The organism is Synechococcus sp. PCC 7335 (assembly GCF_000155595.1).
Lineage (GTDB): Bacteria > Cyanobacteriota > Cyanobacteriia > Phormidesmidales > Phormidesmidaceae > Phormidesmis.
Map to the genome: position 1 here is coordinate 2,481,290 of NZ_DS989904.1, position 15,316 is coordinate 2,496,605.

The window sequence follows — 15,316 nt, forward strand, 5'->3', positions numbered from 1 at the left end:
ACTCGACAGTACAGTCTCGATATTACCCATACGCAGCGCTTTGTACAGCCGCTGCGGTGGTCGAACCGTAAGGTGAAACAAGCCCGCGACGATACCCACAATACCTGCCGCGATATGGTGAGCAACTACGCCGCCTGGATTAAACGGGTTGAAGCCAGCCGGCCCCCATTCAGGGGCGACCCCTTGAACATGCCCGGTTAAGCCGTACGGGTCAGAAACCCACATGCCAGGACCCCAAAGACCTGTGAGATGAAACGCTCCGAAACCGAAGCAAAGTAGACCAGAGAGAAATAGGTGAATGCCAAACATCTTAGGCAAGTCTAGAGCCGGCTCACCCGTACGGGGGTCACGGAAAAGCTCTAGATCCCAGAAAACCCAATGCCAGCAGGCCGCCAAGAACAGCAGACCAGACAATACGATGTGAGCCAGTGCTACACCCTCAAAAGACCAAAAACCAGGACTTATACCCGTTGCTCCTGTTACGTCCCAGCCGCCCCAAGATCCTGTTACACCCAAACGGGTCATAAACGGAAGTACGAACATGCCCTGCCGCCACATGGGGTTGAGCACTGGATCGCTTGGATCAAAAGTGGCTAACTCGAATAGGGCCATAGAACCGGCCCAGCCTGCCACGAGTGCCGTATGCATCAAATGTACAGAAATCAAACGTCCCGGGTCATTCAGGACGACTGTATGTACTCGGTACCAAGGTAGACCCATTGACTACGCTCCTCCTTGTTTAACTAAAAAAATGTTGATCGCCTACTTAAACTTGCGTGAACATCAAAAGTTGAGTCCAAACTTAAGCCTTTGTAAGGCGAAGCCGGCTAATAAAAATTTGATGTCCTGCTAAAAAGACTTCAGATATTACTAAGGCTACCAGATATAGAACCTCTCCAAACCTGTAAAGTGGCGACTATGCGGCGACTATCTCTTCTTTTTGCCAAAGAAAAAGTAAGAAATTGGACCTGTCTACCCAGGTTTGTACACAAAAATGTAAAAATGAAGGTGTATAAAGAAGTGTAACTATTCCTCAACCTTTGAGGCAAGCGATTTGACTTAATTACAGTCGGCTCAATTAGTAATGGTGCGGCAAAAAACAGGTGGGATATAGCTCATGGTTAGTATTAAGTTTGTTAAAGAAAATAAGGAAATTGATGCAGCTATTGGCTCAAACCTGAGGTTCAAGGCTCAGGAAAATGGCATTGACATTTACACCTTTATGGGGAAGCTCGCTCAGTGTGGTGGCTATGGTCAGTGCGGTACCTGTGTTGTAGACGTTATAGAAGGTGGGCATAATTTGTCTCCCCGAAATGCAGTGGAAGAGCGCATGCTTAAGAAGCGTCCTTCAACCTGCCGGTTGGCTTGTCAAACGGTTGTGAACGGTCCGATTAGCGTTGTTACGAAGCCTGATAAAAAGGAAAGTTTGAAAAAACTAAAGGCGGAGCAGGCGGCAGGTCAATCTGCTGACGCTGTCGATCAACGTACTGTAGACAAAGGTGCTTCTTCCGATAGAACTACGGCTTCAGTCGATTAAACCTTTTTGGATGAGGTTAAGAGTAGCTTCCCGATCAGTGCCTTGCTGTTTAGGTGGAAGGCAAGCTGACAGAGCTTGAAATGGTATGCTGAAATCATTGGCTACAAATATTTTAGGAGTAGGTAGGGTCTTATGGAAACTAACAAGCTAGGCTTTGTTGCTAGCGTTTTGTTTGTCTTTGTTCCAACGGTATTTCTGTTGATTTTGTATATTCAAACTGCGAGCAAGAAAACAGGTACCTAGACTGTCGATACATATCATTGAAACGGCTCAAACCGTACGAATAAAAGCGCTTTAGATATTCATATATCCAAGGGGCTTTTTTACTCGTTCATATTTTTATAGGTAGCAACCGCAGAAGGAGAAATGCGGTTGAGATACCGGAAGATCCAGTATTTAAAGACAGTGTCGAGGATGACTGGAAAGGTGGCGATAAAAAGGAAGATAAAGTTGCGGTTGGCGGGTAAGCCGAGGTGTGCGGCCATACCTTCTAATAGCACTTCCCATCCGTGAGGTGAGTGAAAGCCAACGAATATATCAGTGAAAAGAATGATGATAAAAGCTTTGGCGCTGTCGCTAAGGCCGTAGACAATTTCGTCGATGAAGCCTTTAAGTGTAGCAACTTGCTCACGACAGTTACTCAGTAGCAGGGAGAAACTGAGAACCGCGATTATGTCGGCAAAGACATTTTCTACGGCGTCGGCACTGCGCTGGCGATAGTCTTCCTCAATCTCGAAAGCTTTTTGCCTAACACGCTCTTCGATCTCTAGTTCACTAAGGCTAGGTGCTTTGCCGATTAGGACTTCAAATCGAAAACGTTCTTCGTACCGCTGGAGCTCATGGAGAGCTTCCTCTTCCATCGCTACGTTAAGAAAGACCTCCGCTTGAGTGGCATCGCGAGTGTATTCTACAAGCGGAGCCACTAGGAAGTTTTTGCTCAGATATTGAGCTAGTAGCGGTACTATAATCAGCTGTAAGACGAAGGTGATAGCGATAGTGGTTTGAGCCTTAGAACTGCGAAAGTTGCGAACAACTTCGACTTCAGCATCAGGATCAAGATCTTGTTTGATGCGATCAACAGTACGCAAGATAGAGCGCGGTAGAACGCTACTGCTACGGCTAAGCGCTTCGTTCTGGGTCTCATCTGTGGAGACTGAGCTACCTTTTTTTTGATTAGAAAGACCACTAGAAAGTTGATCGCTCCCTCTTTGAGAGGAACGTGGGGAGAGTGGACTAGCAGCGGTTGCCTGAAGCTGAGTAAGAGAGAGAACAGAAGCTTGTTCGTATCGTTCTAAGACTTCATCGATGAGCTGGAGCTTTTTGAAAAAGACTGCAGGACCGTTAATTTGATCGAGAGGTAGGTCATCGGGAAGCGAAACAGCGCGGCGACTAATGCTAGAGAGCTGTAGCGCGTCGCTACTGGTACGAAATTCTGCCATTCGCCGCCGAACAATAGATAGATATCTACGGCGATCTTTCTGGAGAATGCGATAGGAGCTAGCGCTGTAGATGCCATTCTCTGGTGTAATGGGATTGCCACCAAAGTAATTTTCTTCGATTTGACGGATCTTGAGAGCGGCCTCGTAAGCTTGGTCTAGCGATCTATCAGGTGTTCCAAAGAACCACTGTCGAAGTCGACCAACAATTCCTAGTTGCTGCGAAGAATTTGTCATTGCCAGCTAAAGCTGCAGCCCATGGGTGATTAGTGCTTATATCTTACGGGGATGACAAGTCATCTTAGTTTATTGTGGACAAAATTAGCATTCTAGCTGCTGTTTTGTATGGGCGAGGCTGTTCAAGTTTGGCAAGTGCCGCTGCAGGTATCAAACGATACGCTCGTGCGGTATACGAAATGTTTGTCTGAAGATGAGATCTCGAGGGCGGCTCGGTTTCATTTCAACTCTGATCGCCGAAAGTTTGTGGTAGCAAGAGGAACGCTGCGTTACTTGCTGGGCGCGCGGTTTAGATGTAGGGCAGGCGCGATCGCATTTGGCTACAGCAAATATGGCAAACCAGAAATGAGGACTGCCTCAAAGGGCGATCGCCCTTTCCACTTCAATCTCTCTCACTCAGGGGAAATAGCCTTATGTGCGCTAGGCGGCGATCACGTGGTAGGTGTCGATATTGAAAAGGTAAAACCTATTCAACGCCTTGAAGGGATGTTAGAGCGCTGCTTAGTAGCACGAGAAAAGGCGGTGGTAGAGTCTTTTGCTACGGAAAAGCAGCCTTTCGCCTTCTTGCAGTATTGGACCTGTAAAGAAGCCTACCTAAAAGCGATCGGTTTAGGACTGTCACAATCGATGACAACGGTAGAAGTCGATCTAAATCCTCCTCGGTTCGTGCGTGGGCCGGATGGATGTGCGGCTAGCTGGCAGCTACACGACATAGAAGTCCCTGAGGATTATGTCGCAGCTCTAGTGGTTGCTGGAGAGGGGGCCGTACAAGTTAGATGCTGGCAGCACCCAAGTTAGCGGTTCTAATCAGTAAGCTATAAGCGATTTGATTAGCGATCAGCTCTTGTGAGTAAGATGACAGATTTAATAGGCCGTCGAATGGGATTATCTGCGGCATCGACAAGGCCAAAGTAAGTTTGCCTTTCTGCTACGGACAACGCTGAGGAACTCCCACCGTCTAGATTCAATAGCTTGGTGATACCTAGAGACTTAGCAAAGTCTGCTAGCTCTAGTAGCGTCATACCGATAGAACTGGCAGACTTTTCGACCATGATTAGCGCGATCGCCCCATCTGGATAAAGCCCAATTGCACTTCGAGCATTGGGCTGTCGGCTACCAATGGCATCGCGAAATAGAATCCCATCGTCGTAGTCTATGAAGCCTTCTACCCAAGAAGTATCGGCAGGGAGAAGCTGTGGACCGGCACCAATGGCAGTGTCTATCTCGCAGCCATCGGGCGGCGGCGCGTTGTGGAAAGTGATGTCGTAAACAACAGCTTCCTCGGTGAGGCTACCTTCGAGACCACCGCGCTCAACGACGCTTGCTTGACGACAGCGATAGACACGAAACTCTGACCGATTGAGAATTTGAGCCATGTACTGACCCAGGTTTGAATTATTGATCAAGCGTTCGTTATCAGCCGGATCGCTAACGGTCTGTTCTTGGGAGATAAGGTGAGAGGTCGTTTTGCCATTATGAGGATCGAAAAATCCACCGTTGATAATGTAGTCGGCATTTGTTCGCTCGGCAAAGGCTTCTATCGTGGCAAGCTCTTGTGCAACAGCGATCGATAGTTGGACGGTCGGTGGTTGGGTGACTACGTGGGCAATCGCACCTTTGAAATAGCGCTTTTGGTAGCCGTAAGCGCTATCCACGCTATCCGCGCCAAGTCTATCTAGCTTGTTCTTTTTAAGTTCAGATCGACTAAGTTCAGCTGAAGCCGCTTCGTGTTCTTCAACATCAATCCAGGCTGTAGATACTCCCCTAGCTAGTAGCCAAACACTACCTAATCCCAAGATCAGTAGCGCCAACACTAGCCACGAATTACGCGGTGACATTTCTCACTTTCTTACTGTTCTAGCTGCCTTGATAGATGTATCGTAGTCTGCACCTAGCTCACCATCATGAGTCACCACTTTGATTGAAACAAGCTAATAAGTTAGCAGTTAGCTCTCGCAATAGAGCCCCAAAATCCTATAAAAAGGGCCTCTACATAGCGCAGAAGACCCTAGGAGCAAGCTTTTCTTGTTCTAACCGAATACTCTAATAAGCATCTTGCAGCTCGTAGAAATCAGGGGAGATATAGTCCTTCCGTAGTGGCCAACCTTCCCAGTCTTCTGGCATCAATAGACGTTTTAGATTCGGATGCCCTTCATAGATGATGCCAAACAGGTCATAGCATTCGCGCTCTTGCCAGTCAGCTGACTTCCAGATCCAGTATACAGATGGAATTCGGGGATCTTCTCTGGGCAGGAAGCACTTAATTCGTACCTCAGCTGGCGCATCCGCATCGTCACTTAGCTTTGTTAGATCATAGACGCTGACTAGGTCTTGCCCTGGACCAGAATCGTATGCACATTGACAGCGCAGATAGTTGAAGCCATAGGCATAGAGCGCAGTCGCAAAGGGTAGCAGAAACTGAGGATCAACCTTAAGAACTTCTATCCCTGCATGATCGCGCTCCATCACCTCATGACCAAAGCCTTGCTCACTCAGCCAGGTAGAGACCTCCCCGGCCTCGACAATAGCAGACTCTTCTGACTCTGTAGCCGCATCTTTCTTCTCTGTATCAGCCATCTACCTCACGCCTTTTCCTGCTTAACGTTTGCACCTTCTAATTCGGCTGCCGATTTCTCAACGGGCATTCCCATCGCTTCCATCAGCTCTTTCGGCGGCGTATCCCGCTTACTAGAAGCCAGATATTCCCCGGTCAAAATAGGTGCAACTACCTTCATTTCGTGAGAGCGAGTATAGAAACGATGTGTCTCTTGGAACTCTGCGCGCTCCTGCATAGACTCGTTCGCGATCTTCTTACGCAGCTTGATTACCGCATCAAAGATTGCCTCTGGTCTAGGCGGACAGCCAGGAATATACACATCAACTGGGATGATCTTGTCTACGCCGCGCAAAGCAGTTGGAGAATCAGCGCTGAACATACCGCCAGTAATCGTACAGGCGCCCATTGCCATCACATAAGCAGGCTTGGGCATCTGTTCGTATAGCCGGACGAGAGCGGGTGCCATCTTCATCGTTACTGTACCTGCCACGATGATCAAATCGGCCTGACGGGGACTAGCCCGAGGGGCTAGACCAAAGCGGTCAAAATCAAACCTGGAGCCCAACAGCGCCGCAAATTCAATGAAACAACAGGCCGTGCCGTACAGCAAGGGAAACAAGCTCGAAAGCCTAGTCCAGTTATAGAGGTCATCGACTGTTGTCAAAATGACGTTCTCGGATAGATCCTGCGTGACACCTGTTTTGGCAGCAGGATTCATAATCCGCTCGCCTGGATCTACCAAGGGATTTTGCATATCTGATCTCATACCTTTTCCTATGACCACTCCAAAGCTCCTTTACGCCATGCGTAGACCAACCCAACCACCAGAATGGCGATAAAGATGAGCGCTTCTACAAACGCTAAAAGTCCTAACGTGTGAAATGCAACCGCCCAGGGATACAAAAAGACCGTCTCTACATCGAAGATCACAAAGACCAATGCAAACATGTAGTAGCGAATGTTGAACTGAATCCATGCGCCACCGATAGGCTCACAGCCTGACTCGTAGGTCGTCCGGCTCGCAGGACCAGCACTTGCCGGGCGCAATAGCTTGGAAGCGCCTAAAGCGACTACTGGTACGAGAGAGCTGATAATTAGAAAGCCTAGAAAGTACTCGTATCCACTTAAAACAAACACAGCGTGCGCCTTGAACCGTTGACAAATATCTTTTTCATTGTAGCGGCCTAAGTCTACCGCAGTGGCTTACTTTGCTACTGTTATCAAAAAATCTGCGCCAAAACAGGATTGACAGAAATCTATGTACATAACGTAGTTACTAAGCGATCACATCAGCGATCGCAACGCTAGTAACACCTGGTGGCCTGCAAAAAAGAGCTCGTTTGCCTCACATCGCCCGCTGAGAGAAAACCACTCTATGCAATAATAGTTTACAAATATTTCATATTTTTTCAGTTCGCTACACCGGGCAAGTGTTTTAATCCCATGACTACTGAGCCGACCGCTAATCCTGACTCGGAATCATCTCCAGTCGAGGAAATAATTCCGTTGGTAAAGCCCGAAGGATCTAAAGAAGAAAAGCCTGAAGGGTCCGAAGAAGGGCCTCCTACTCCTGAGGAGATGGATCGATTTGAGTGTCGCTCTTGTGGCTATACCTACGAACCTACTAAAGGCGATAGCCGCAGCGACACCCCGCGGGGCGTTCCGTTTAGAGAACTGCCCTTGGACTGGCGCTGCAGCGTTTGTGGCTCTAGTAAATCGCAGTTCAGTAACATCGGTCGGGCAGGTACTGCTTCTGGCTTCAAAGAAAACTTGAGCTATGGATTTGGCGTAAACACGCTGACACCTGGACAGAAAAACGTGCTGATATTTGGCGCTTTGGGATTAGCTGTGCTGTTTTTCTTGAGTCTGTATGGATTGCGATAGCGCTCCAGTTAGCTTGTAGAGCAAGTATCTAGGTTCTGTCAGCTAGTGTTCTGTTGCTTATGATAGATAGCGGCTGACTGAGTTGATTGTGTTGATTGTCCGGTGTCCATATATGTTATGTCCATATATTGAGTGTACGACTATGTTCTTTCGGATTGATTTTTTGCTGGAGTTGTCATGCAAACGGTTTTAATGTCCTTTCTTATAACTGCTTCTACGGCTGTGAAAGGAGCTATAAGAAAAGGGACGATGTTAGCTTTAGTTGCGGTGCTAGCGACTAGCTGTAGCAGTGTATTCCTCTCGGGGACAGAGACTAACCCTTGGGATGTCATTGCGCTGCCAACTGAGGCTTCTATCTCCGATGTTGCTTTTGCGAGTGATGGAGAACACGGTTGGCTCGTCGGTAGTCGCACAACGCTGCTGGAATCAACTGATGCAGGTAAGACCTGGGATACTCGCATCTTGGAGTTAGGCGATCAGAATTACACTTTTACTTCGATTGACTTTGAAGGTGATGAGGGTTGGCTAGTTGGTCAGCCTAGCATCATGCTGCACACTACCGATGGCGGCACGTCATGGTCTAATATTCCTCTCGATCCTAAGTTGCCAGGTCAGCCTCTATTAGTGACTGCAACGGGTGAGAATTCGGCTGAGCTAGCGACTGATATTGGTGCTATCTACGTGACTGAAGATGGCGGCCAGCAGTGGAAGGGTTTGGTTCAGTCTGCGGTAGGCGTGGTTAGAAATATGACTAGAAACTCGGACGGTCGCTATGTGGCGGTCTCGTCTAGAGGTAATTTCTACTCAACCTGGCTACCTGGGCAGGAAGCTTGGCAGCCGCATAACCGAGAGAACTCAAAACGACTGCAGAATATGGGCTTCACAAAAGACGGCTTGTTGTGGCTGATCGCCAGAGGTGGGCAGATTCAGTTTGGGACTGAGCAGGTCGAGTATGAGGACTGGAGCGATCCAATCAACCCTGAGTTCGCTTCTAGCTGGGGGCTGTTGGATATTGCCTATCGCACGCCCGAAGAGCTTTGGGTAACCGGGGGTAGTGGCAATTTGCTAGTCAGCACAGACGGAGGGGAGACTTGGGCCAAGGATAAGGCGGTTGAGAATGTCCCGACGAACTTTTATCGAGCTAAGTTCCTAGGTCCTGACCGTGGTTATATTTTGGGCCAGCGAGGCTATTTGCTGCGCTATGTCGGAGATGATCTCCCAGCTTGAGCGAGGCACTGGCGCTGCGATTTTCAACCTTCAGTTGAGAATTTCAGCTATATGTAGCATCAGCAAAAATGGAGAAGTGATGGAGAAAGGAGATTCTTGAATATTTTTCCATCACTTGCTTGTGAGTATGGCTGAGAGTTACGTATGATAACTATACATACCGCACATTTTTCGAAAAGATTTAGTTAGGAGATCTAAAAGATATGGCTGGCGTTACCGGCGAAAGACCTTTTGGTGACATAGTCACTAGTGTCCGCTACTGGATTATTCATAGCATCACTATTCCAGCTCTGTTCATTGCTGGTTGGTTGTTTGTTTCGACTGGGCTTGCTTACGACGCATTTGGCACCCCTCGTCCTAATGAATACTATCCAAGCAATCAGATGGAGCTACCGATCGTGGACGATCGCTACAACCCTGATCGCACATTGAAATACCAAGACTAGTTCGCTGCATTGAATTCCTGATCAAGACGATTTCCCCCGGAGACTTTCCATGACAAGTGGCAACCCTAACGAACCCATTTCCTATCCGATTTTTACCGTGCGCTGGCTGTCTGTACATGCTTTAGCTGTGCCTTCAGTATTCTTCCTAGGCGCGATCGCAGCCATGCAGTTCATTCAACGCTAGCCCTAAAGGAGATACATTCCCATGGCAGATAGACCCACTAACCCAAATAAGCAGCCCGTAGAGCTAAACCGAACGTCCTTATACTTAGGTTTGCTCGTTGTCTTTGTAACCGGATTGCTGTTTTCTAGCTACTTCTTTAACTAGGTTTGAGCTAAGTTCAAAAACTAGGTATTTGGTAAACAAGCTACCTAGAGACGTTTTCTTTTGTTGTGAGTAGGATTAGGTTCCATGTTTCAAAACGGTAAGATTCCTCTTTGGATCGTCGCGACTGTCGCTGGCATTGGTGTTCTCGGTGTCGTTGGCATCTTCTTCTACGGTTCCTACGTAGGTACTGGCTCTGCTGTCTAACTATGACATTTGAGTGGCTTCAAAAAAGGCCATCCGATTAGATTAATCGGATGGCCTTTTTAATAGTCTGACTCTTAGCTGTTTTGTAAGTAGCTACATAGCGAGGCTATGCGAGATGTAGGTCTTGCATTCGCACTGAACTACTTTATGAACTACACGACATCTGTTTGGCTATCTTCGGACACCTGACCCCAAGGTGCAGACTCACCACCAGTTGTCGCCTGACCCCGTTCGATGTATAGAAAGAGGGCAGCCATCGCGATCGCAGGGAATACCAAACCAACAGTAGGCACTAAAATAGTGGGCAGAAAAGAAGCCGACATGTTCACTGATCCTCGTTTTGAAACTAACTGAACATCATTACCTTACTCTGAATCTGGAGCGCAATCATCTTTCCTTAGTTGAAGTTAAAGTTTTATTGCTGATGCCCTATACCGACACTTCTGGCAAGTAATCCTTTTGGCACATCCATGTGGCCCCTACAGCTATGTGGCCTCTACTAATAATGGCTAAACCAACAAGCTAAATAGGATCCTGAAGCTGGATAGATCCTGGTCAACAAGCGATGAGTGATAGGAAGTCGATAATATAATCAATCGAGCTTGATACTGATACATCTTCTGAAAGATAGATCCAATGTCTCTCCTACGAGAGGCAGGATCAGCTTATACCCTAGGTTACAGTGGGGTCACAAGGGGGGATCAACTGCTAAATCCCTTTACAATTACTCACTGGAGATTTTTATTATGGGCATTCTTGCTTGGGTTATTTTAGGGTTATTGGCTGGTGCGATCGCTCGCGCTATTTACCCTGGCCATCAGGGTTTGGGTATTCTTGGAACTATGGTTTTAGGTATCATCGGTGCGGTTGTTGGTGGTTTTATTGCTAACGCTGTAGTTGGCGTCGGAGCAGGCTTATCTATCCCTGGCGTCATTGTCGCCGTGCTGGGTGCTATCCTTACTTTGTTCATCTACTACGCGGTTACAAAGCGTACTGCATGATCATTAATAACATCAACAGATGTCGTGCATAATCGCTAAGCATCGGTGATGAATTGAAGCTGTGAGCCAAGCGTTCTCGTTTCTTTTCTATACCAAACACACTTGAACTAAATACGCTTGAGAGAGGGTCAATCGGACGGATGTCTGGTTGGCCTTTTCGGCTTTAGAATACTGTGGTGACTTTTATCCCAATAGCTTGCTCTCGCTAATGAAAGAAACTCAGTCCATCGCCCGTTCCGATGAAGATTCGCAGCATTGGGTAGAAAAACTTCAGAATTATCCTGCTCTTAAAGAACAGGTTGTCGACTTTGTTTTTGATGCGGAAGATGAGATAGCCGTTTCACTAGAAAAATTTTCAGCAAAACAGCTCTCCCGCTGGGCATCACCGAAGCTGGTGGGCCTTGACCGGGCAGAGCTAGCCACAGACATGTTTATCACCGAGGGGCAGATAAGAGGTCAGCCCGTTATTCAGCAGTTTCTAGCCACTGATTCGGTGCTGGCAAGCGAGGTTCAAGCCTGGCTAAGTCAGTGGACAGATAGCTTTACCGGACTCTTTGAAGTAACTGGTGTGGACTCGGCAGACGAAGAAGTCGGCGGAATCGGCGATCGCTACCAACTGATGAACTGGCTGACGGAGAAAAGCTATAGCGTCTACCCAAACACTCTGCAGTCTACTGACATGCTAAAGCGCCTCAAGATAGGTGAAATTGTGCTAGCTAGATTGGTGCCGCTGACCGCTGACGAATGGACATTCGCAGGATCAATCACACTGCTAGGAAAGCTGGGCAAGCCTAAGCTAGCAGTAGCGATTGGCAACTTCAAAAAATGGTTTCCAGAACAGCTCTATGGCGATGCCCCTGAACTCAAAGAGGCTGCGTGGGACTCGGTAAAGCAGCAGTACGAGGATTTCATCGATATTTTCGGACCGACGCCTGTGACACTGCCAGGTAAGGAACTGAATGAAAAGCTGCAGACTTATCAGCAGGAATCTGCAGAAAAGCAGCTAGCGAGCGCTGGTATAGATAGTGATAAATCCTTCTTAGAGATGGCGAAAGCACAAAATCTGTCAGACGCAGAAATCGACGAAGCGCTGGCGGCGGTAGGTGATGACAACAAGGCAGCAAAGGCGATATTGACGAGTAAGCAATCACTCAAAATGGTGATGCCAAAAGTAGAGCTGCCTGACAATTTACGCAAGGCTCAGTCGGTGACGGTATTTTCTCATCCCCGCTGGGGGCAGTCGTTTTTACCGGACTATCATAGGCTGGAGACTCTAGCGAATATAGCCAAGAGTGATCGCACTGAAGAGAACACAGCAGAGTTGCGATCGCTCGTGCTGAAATACCTAGAAGGCGAGCAGGCCAATGCCCACGTTTGGCAGCACATTCAAGCGAACTTTGGTGAGACCGTCGAGCCCCTAGTCCAAGAGCTGATGGCATCGCCCAAACTCAATATTCAAACAGACTTTGAGAAGATGCTGGCGTCCTACGATAAGCTGCTAACACCCACGCTGCCCGAAAGCGCCAACGTCCCGATCCACCTGCACAATCTCTTTCAAGATGCCTTGAAAAAGGTCGGGAAAAGCGCAGGCCAGGAAAAGTCTGCGAAAAAGAAGTCCGCGAAAAAAACAAGACAGAAGAAAGGAGGGTTCGGCTAACCCTATCAGCTGGCTTTCTGGGCTTTGTACCTTTCTTTAAAGATAGCTTGCTGCTCTTTGTGATCAACAACTTTGCAAGGATAGCCAGTCCCTTCTAAATCATTTGAATCGATCTTGCCGCTAACAAGCGCTCCCGTATCGAGATGACGAATTTCAGGTAGCCACTCACGGATATACTCAGCTTCTGGGTCGTATTTTTTGGCTTGGCTAGCTGGGTTGAAAATTCTTAACGGTTTAGGATCCATGCCGCTAGAGGCGCTCCACTGCCAACCGCCGTTGTTAGCAGATAGATCGCCATCGAACAAATGCTGCATGAAGTACTTCTCGCCCCAGCGCCAATCGATAATCAGATCTTTGGTCAAGAAACTAGCAACTATCATCCGACAGCGGTTGTGCATCCAGCCAGTTTGGTTAAGCTGGCGCATAGCAGCGTCCACAATTGGGTAGCCAGTTTTGCCCTCACACCAGGCTTGAAAAAGATCTTCGTCATTGTCCCAAGGAAAATCTTTGAGCGGTTCACGATAGGGGCCTTCAGCTAAGTTTGGAAAGGTGTACATGACGCTTTGATAAAACTCTCTCCAAGCTAGTTCCTGCTGCCAGGTGCGAATATTACGATGAGTTTCTTCGCTGCGAGCCCGGCTGTAGGCATCGCTAGCGGCTTCCCAAACAGTGCGGATGCCTAGAGTGCCAAACTTGAGCGCAGCGCTGAGGGTAGAAGTACCCGCAATAGACGGATAGTCACGCTGCTGATCGTACTCTGCGATCACCCGTCTGTCGTCGCAAAACTTTTCCAACTGTGCCAGCGCAGCAGCTTCTCCAGGCTGCAATAGAAGCTCGTTTTCCCACTCGTATCCCAGCGCCTTAGCTGTGGGCAAGTCAATATTTCCAGCTTTATTCGCCAAGGACTTTTCGTGCGGGCTAAGGCCAGTCGCTGCGGCAAACGTCGAAGCAGGCGGCTGCTTCTCTTGTCTAATCCATTTACGCCAGAAGGGTGTATAAACCTTATACGGCTCACCAGCTCCGGTTTTTAGTGCGTCAGGCGGAAGAAGAAGCTGGTCCCAGTATTGAGTAGAGCTTTCAATATCTCTGTCTTTCAAGGCGCTAGCGACGTTCGGATCGCGTTCTCTAGCATAGGGTTCCACATCACGGTTCCAGTAGACAGCCGCAGCACCCAAGGCGCTTGCGAGGTTGGGTATTGCTTCTTCGGGTTTGCCCTTGAGGATAAGCAGTTCACTACCCGCCGACTGATAGTTTTCTTGAAGCTCAGCCAGCGAGCCGATCATGTAGCTCACCCGAGCTGGTGCAATGTCGTCCCCATTCAAGATTCCAGGGTCTAGGCAGAAGACCCCAACGACCTTTGGTGTGCGCTTTCGTGCGGCGGCTAGTCCTAAATTGTCTCGAATTCGCAAATCCCGTCGATGCCAAAACAGCACCAAATCGTCTGCCATAACCTGCATTTAATGAAAAAGTATCGGGACTTAGTATAGCGAGATTAAGCTTTGACTCTGTTCGGCCTGTGGGCTGGAATGAAGGAACTAGACAGCAGCTAGATTCTTAGGATCGCTCTAGCCATATAGAATGCGGCAATAGACTTAGCATCTATGGGCGTGCCAGCTAGAATCTCTTTTTCTAAAGCCTCTGCGTCCATCAGCAAGACTTCAAGATCTTCGTCTTCTTCTAGCTGAGGACCATCAGGCAGCTTTTCTAGATCGGTGGCCAGGTATGCATGAATGATTTCGTCAGAATAACCGGGTGCGTTTGGAAACTTACCAAGATGTTTCCAGGTAGCGGCTTTATAGCCAGTTTCTTCCTGGATCTCTCTTTGGATTGTGACTAGTGGTTTTTCGTCAATTTCGACTGTACCTGCTGGAAACTCTAGCAAACGCGTTTGCAAGGCAAAGCGATACTGACGGACTAAGACAAATTGATTACTGCTGGTTACTGGGACAGCCATCGAGCCGCCTGGATGCCTGATACACTCCCAATCACCGACTGACTGATTCGGTAGTCGAAACCTTGCAACCTCAAAGTTGAACTTTTTGCCTTCATAGAACAGGCGATGCTTCAATAGCTGAGGGGGTTCTTGTCCAAAGGTCATAGCAATCAGGGTATGCAGGGCTAGATTGATTGCTAGTTTAGTGTCTTTCGGAACGCTTCTCTGTCGTGTTTGCGACCATGTTTGCGACGCTCACCTTGCTCACCCTGCAAGTTGCTCGAAACTAACCTGGTCTATGACCTGACCTATTGGTTGCTGTAAAAGCTTGGCTAAGCACGCTTCTACGGTGATTTGAACAATGGGGTGTTGCCACTTTGGGGCAACGTCTGTAAGGGGCACTAAAACAAAAAGCCTTTCATGTAGGCGAGGATGAGGAATCGTAAGCCCCGGTCTATTGATGATATGGCTGCCGTAACTGCCGTATAAGAGTAAGTCAAGATCTAATGACCTAGGTCCCCATCTTTCTCTACGTACTCTGCCAAACTGCTGCTCTACGGCTAGCAAATAGCTAAGGAGTTGTTGCGCCGATAGCTCTGTCTCGATAGTGATACAGGCATTGATGTAGTCAGGCTGCGGCGGGCCGATGGCGGCAGTTTTGTAGAAGTGCGATCGCCCTACCACAGTGGTATGCACAGCGCTATCAATGACCTCAATTGCCGCCAACAGAATCTTCTGCGACTCACCAAGGTTACTTCCTAAGCCAATAGCTGCTGGTAGCCAGGAAGTGCGATCACTATCGGTTTTAGATGGATGATTCATTGAAGCGAGAAAGATTGAAAGCGCTAGGGAAAGACTACTCTCCCTAG

20 protein-coding genes and 1 pseudogene are annotated in these 15,316 nt (G+C 48.2%); 11 read left to right on the forward strand and 10 right to left on the reverse strand.

Going from position 1 to position 15,316, the window contains the following annotated elements; all coding sequences use genetic code 11:
• Positions 1 to 720 (reverse strand): annotated as a pseudogene (locus tag S7335_RS10705) (photosystem II chlorophyll-binding protein CP47); the annotation flags it as partial.
• Between the two features lie 397 nt (positions 721 to 1,117).
• Here S7335_RS10705 and S7335_RS10710 point away from each other — a divergent pair.
• Positions 1,118 to 1,537, forward strand: a complete 420-nt coding sequence (locus S7335_RS10710; RefSeq protein WP_006454650.1) for a 2Fe-2S iron-sulfur cluster-binding protein — start codon at positions 1,118 to 1,120, stop codon at positions 1,535 to 1,537.
• A 132-nt stretch (positions 1,538 to 1,669) separates the two neighbouring features.
• Positions 1,670 to 1,780: a photosystem II reaction center protein PsbM gene (psbM, locus tag S7335_RS10715; RefSeq protein ID WP_038016085.1), complete on the forward strand. Its 111-nt coding sequence runs from the start codon at positions 1,670 to 1,672 to the stop codon at positions 1,778 to 1,780.
• A gap of 80 nt (positions 1,781 to 1,860) precedes the next feature.
• Here the strand turns inward: psbM and S7335_RS10720 are convergent, their stop codons facing one another.
• Positions 1,861 to 3,210 (reverse strand): proton extrusion protein PcxA, encoded by a 1,350-nt coding sequence (locus S7335_RS10720; RefSeq protein WP_006453377.1) that lies wholly within the window; start codon positions 3,208 to 3,210, stop codon positions 1,861 to 1,863.
• A gap of 108 nt (positions 3,211 to 3,318) precedes the next feature.
• Between S7335_RS10720 and S7335_RS10725 the strand changes: the two genes are divergently transcribed.
• Positions 3,319 to 4,008 carry a 4'-phosphopantetheinyl transferase superfamily protein gene (locus tag S7335_RS10725; protein ID WP_006454265.1) on the forward strand — a complete coding sequence of 230 codons (690 nt, stop codon included), beginning with the start codon at positions 3,319 to 3,321 and terminating at the stop codon, positions 4,006 to 4,008.
• Positions 4,009 to 4,040: 32 nt separating this feature from the next.
• On the opposite strand, the gene S7335_RS10730 is transcribed toward S7335_RS10725, so the two are convergent.
• From S7335_RS10730 to ndhC, 4 genes are all read right to left on the reverse strand, one after another.
• Positions 4,041 to 5,048: a phosphodiester glycosidase family protein gene (locus S7335_RS10730; RefSeq protein WP_006457048.1), complete on the reverse strand. Its 1,008-nt coding sequence runs from the start codon at positions 5,046 to 5,048 to the stop codon at positions 4,041 to 4,043.
• Between the two features lie 205 nt (positions 5,049 to 5,253).
• Positions 5,254 to 5,787 (reverse strand): NAD(P)H-quinone oxidoreductase subunit J, encoded by a 534-nt coding sequence (locus S7335_RS10735; RefSeq protein ID WP_006455466.1) that lies wholly within the window; start codon positions 5,785 to 5,787, stop codon positions 5,254 to 5,256.
• A gap of 5 nt (positions 5,788 to 5,792) precedes the next feature.
• Positions 5,793 to 6,521, reverse strand: a complete 729-nt coding sequence (gene nuoB, locus S7335_RS10740) for an NADH-quinone oxidoreductase subunit NuoB (protein WP_006453827.1) — start codon at positions 6,519 to 6,521, stop codon at positions 5,793 to 5,795.
• Positions 6,522 to 6,541: 20 nt separating this feature from the next.
• On the reverse strand, positions 6,542 to 6,904 hold the full coding sequence (ndhC, locus tag S7335_RS10745) for a photosynthetic/respiratory NAD(P)H-quinone oxidoreductase subunit C (protein ID WP_006456561.1): 363 nt from the start codon (positions 6,902 to 6,904) through the stop codon (positions 6,542 to 6,544).
• Positions 6,905 to 7,210: 306 nt separating this feature from the next.
• On the opposite strand from ndhC, the gene S7335_RS10750 reads away from it, so the two are divergent.
• The 6 genes from S7335_RS10750 to S7335_RS10770 all read left to right on the forward strand — a co-directional run bounded on the left by S7335_RS10750 (position 7,211) and on the right by S7335_RS10770 (position 9,856).
• On the forward strand, positions 7,211 to 7,651 hold the full coding sequence (locus tag S7335_RS10750) for a rubredoxin (RefSeq protein WP_083785069.1): 441 nt from the start codon (positions 7,211 to 7,213) through the stop codon (positions 7,649 to 7,651).
• Between the two features lie 192 nt (positions 7,652 to 7,843).
• Entirely contained in the window at positions 7,844 to 8,878 is a 1,035-nt protein-coding gene (locus S7335_RS10755) for a photosynthesis system II assembly factor Ycf48 (protein WP_050765832.1), read from the forward strand.
• A gap of 203 nt (positions 8,879 to 9,081) precedes the next feature.
• Positions 9,082 to 9,324 (forward strand): cytochrome b559 subunit alpha, encoded by a 243-nt coding sequence (gene psbE, locus S7335_RS10760; protein WP_006455529.1) that lies wholly within the window; start codon positions 9,082 to 9,084, stop codon positions 9,322 to 9,324.
• Positions 9,325 to 9,373: 49 nt separating this feature from the next.
• Positions 9,374 to 9,508: a cytochrome b559 subunit beta gene (gene psbF, locus S7335_RS10765; protein ID WP_006455065.1), complete on the forward strand. Its 135-nt coding sequence runs from the start codon at positions 9,374 to 9,376 to the stop codon at positions 9,506 to 9,508.
• Positions 9,509 to 9,529: 21 nt separating this feature from the next.
• Complete coding sequence (locus S7335_RS26805; protein WP_006453488.1) at positions 9,530 to 9,652, forward strand: photosystem II reaction center protein L; 123 nt, start codon at positions 9,530 to 9,532, stop codon at positions 9,650 to 9,652.
• An 84-nt stretch (positions 9,653 to 9,736) separates the two neighbouring features.
• On the forward strand, positions 9,737 to 9,856 hold the full coding sequence (locus tag S7335_RS10770; protein WP_006454752.1) for a photosystem II reaction center protein J: 120 nt from the start codon (positions 9,737 to 9,739) through the stop codon (positions 9,854 to 9,856).
• 152 nt (positions 9,857 to 10,008) lie between these two features.
• Here the strand turns inward: S7335_RS10770 and psaI are convergent, their stop codons facing one another.
• Positions 10,009 to 10,179: a photosystem I reaction center subunit VIII gene (gene psaI, locus S7335_RS29475; RefSeq protein ID WP_006453433.1), complete on the reverse strand. Its 171-nt coding sequence runs from the start codon at positions 10,177 to 10,179 to the stop codon at positions 10,009 to 10,011.
• 423 nt (positions 10,180 to 10,602) lie between these two features.
• On the opposite strand from psaI, the gene S7335_RS10780 reads away from it, so the two are divergent.
• Positions 10,603 to 10,857 (forward strand): GlsB/YeaQ/YmgE family stress response membrane protein, encoded by a 255-nt coding sequence (locus S7335_RS10780; protein WP_006454358.1) that lies wholly within the window; start codon positions 10,603 to 10,605, stop codon positions 10,855 to 10,857.
• Between the two features lie 148 nt (positions 10,858 to 11,005).
• Positions 11,006 to 12,514 (forward strand): hypothetical protein, encoded by a 1,509-nt coding sequence (locus S7335_RS10785; RefSeq protein WP_006454269.1) that lies wholly within the window; start codon positions 11,006 to 11,008, stop codon positions 12,512 to 12,514.
• Between the two features lie 5 nt (positions 12,515 to 12,519).
• Here S7335_RS10785 and S7335_RS10790 read toward each other — a convergent pair whose 3' ends face one another.
• The 3 genes from S7335_RS10790 to folK all read right to left on the reverse strand — a co-directional run bounded on the left by S7335_RS10790 (position 12,520) and on the right by folK (position 15,269).
• Positions 12,520 to 13,962, reverse strand: coding sequence for an FAD-binding domain-containing protein (locus S7335_RS10790; protein ID WP_006454715.1), 1,443 nt, complete (start codon positions 13,960 to 13,962; stop codon positions 12,520 to 12,522).
• Between the two features lie 98 nt (positions 13,963 to 14,060).
• On the reverse strand, positions 14,061 to 14,612 hold the full coding sequence (locus tag S7335_RS10795; RefSeq protein WP_006455481.1) for an NUDIX hydrolase: 552 nt from the start codon (positions 14,610 to 14,612) through the stop codon (positions 14,061 to 14,063).
• Positions 14,613 to 14,711: 99 nt separating this feature from the next.
• Positions 14,712 to 15,269: a 2-amino-4-hydroxy-6-hydroxymethyldihydropteridine diphosphokinase gene (gene folK, locus S7335_RS10800; RefSeq protein ID WP_006456325.1), complete on the reverse strand. Its 558-nt coding sequence runs from the start codon at positions 15,267 to 15,269 to the stop codon at positions 14,712 to 14,714.
• Positions 15,270 to 15,316: the final 47 nt, after the last annotated feature.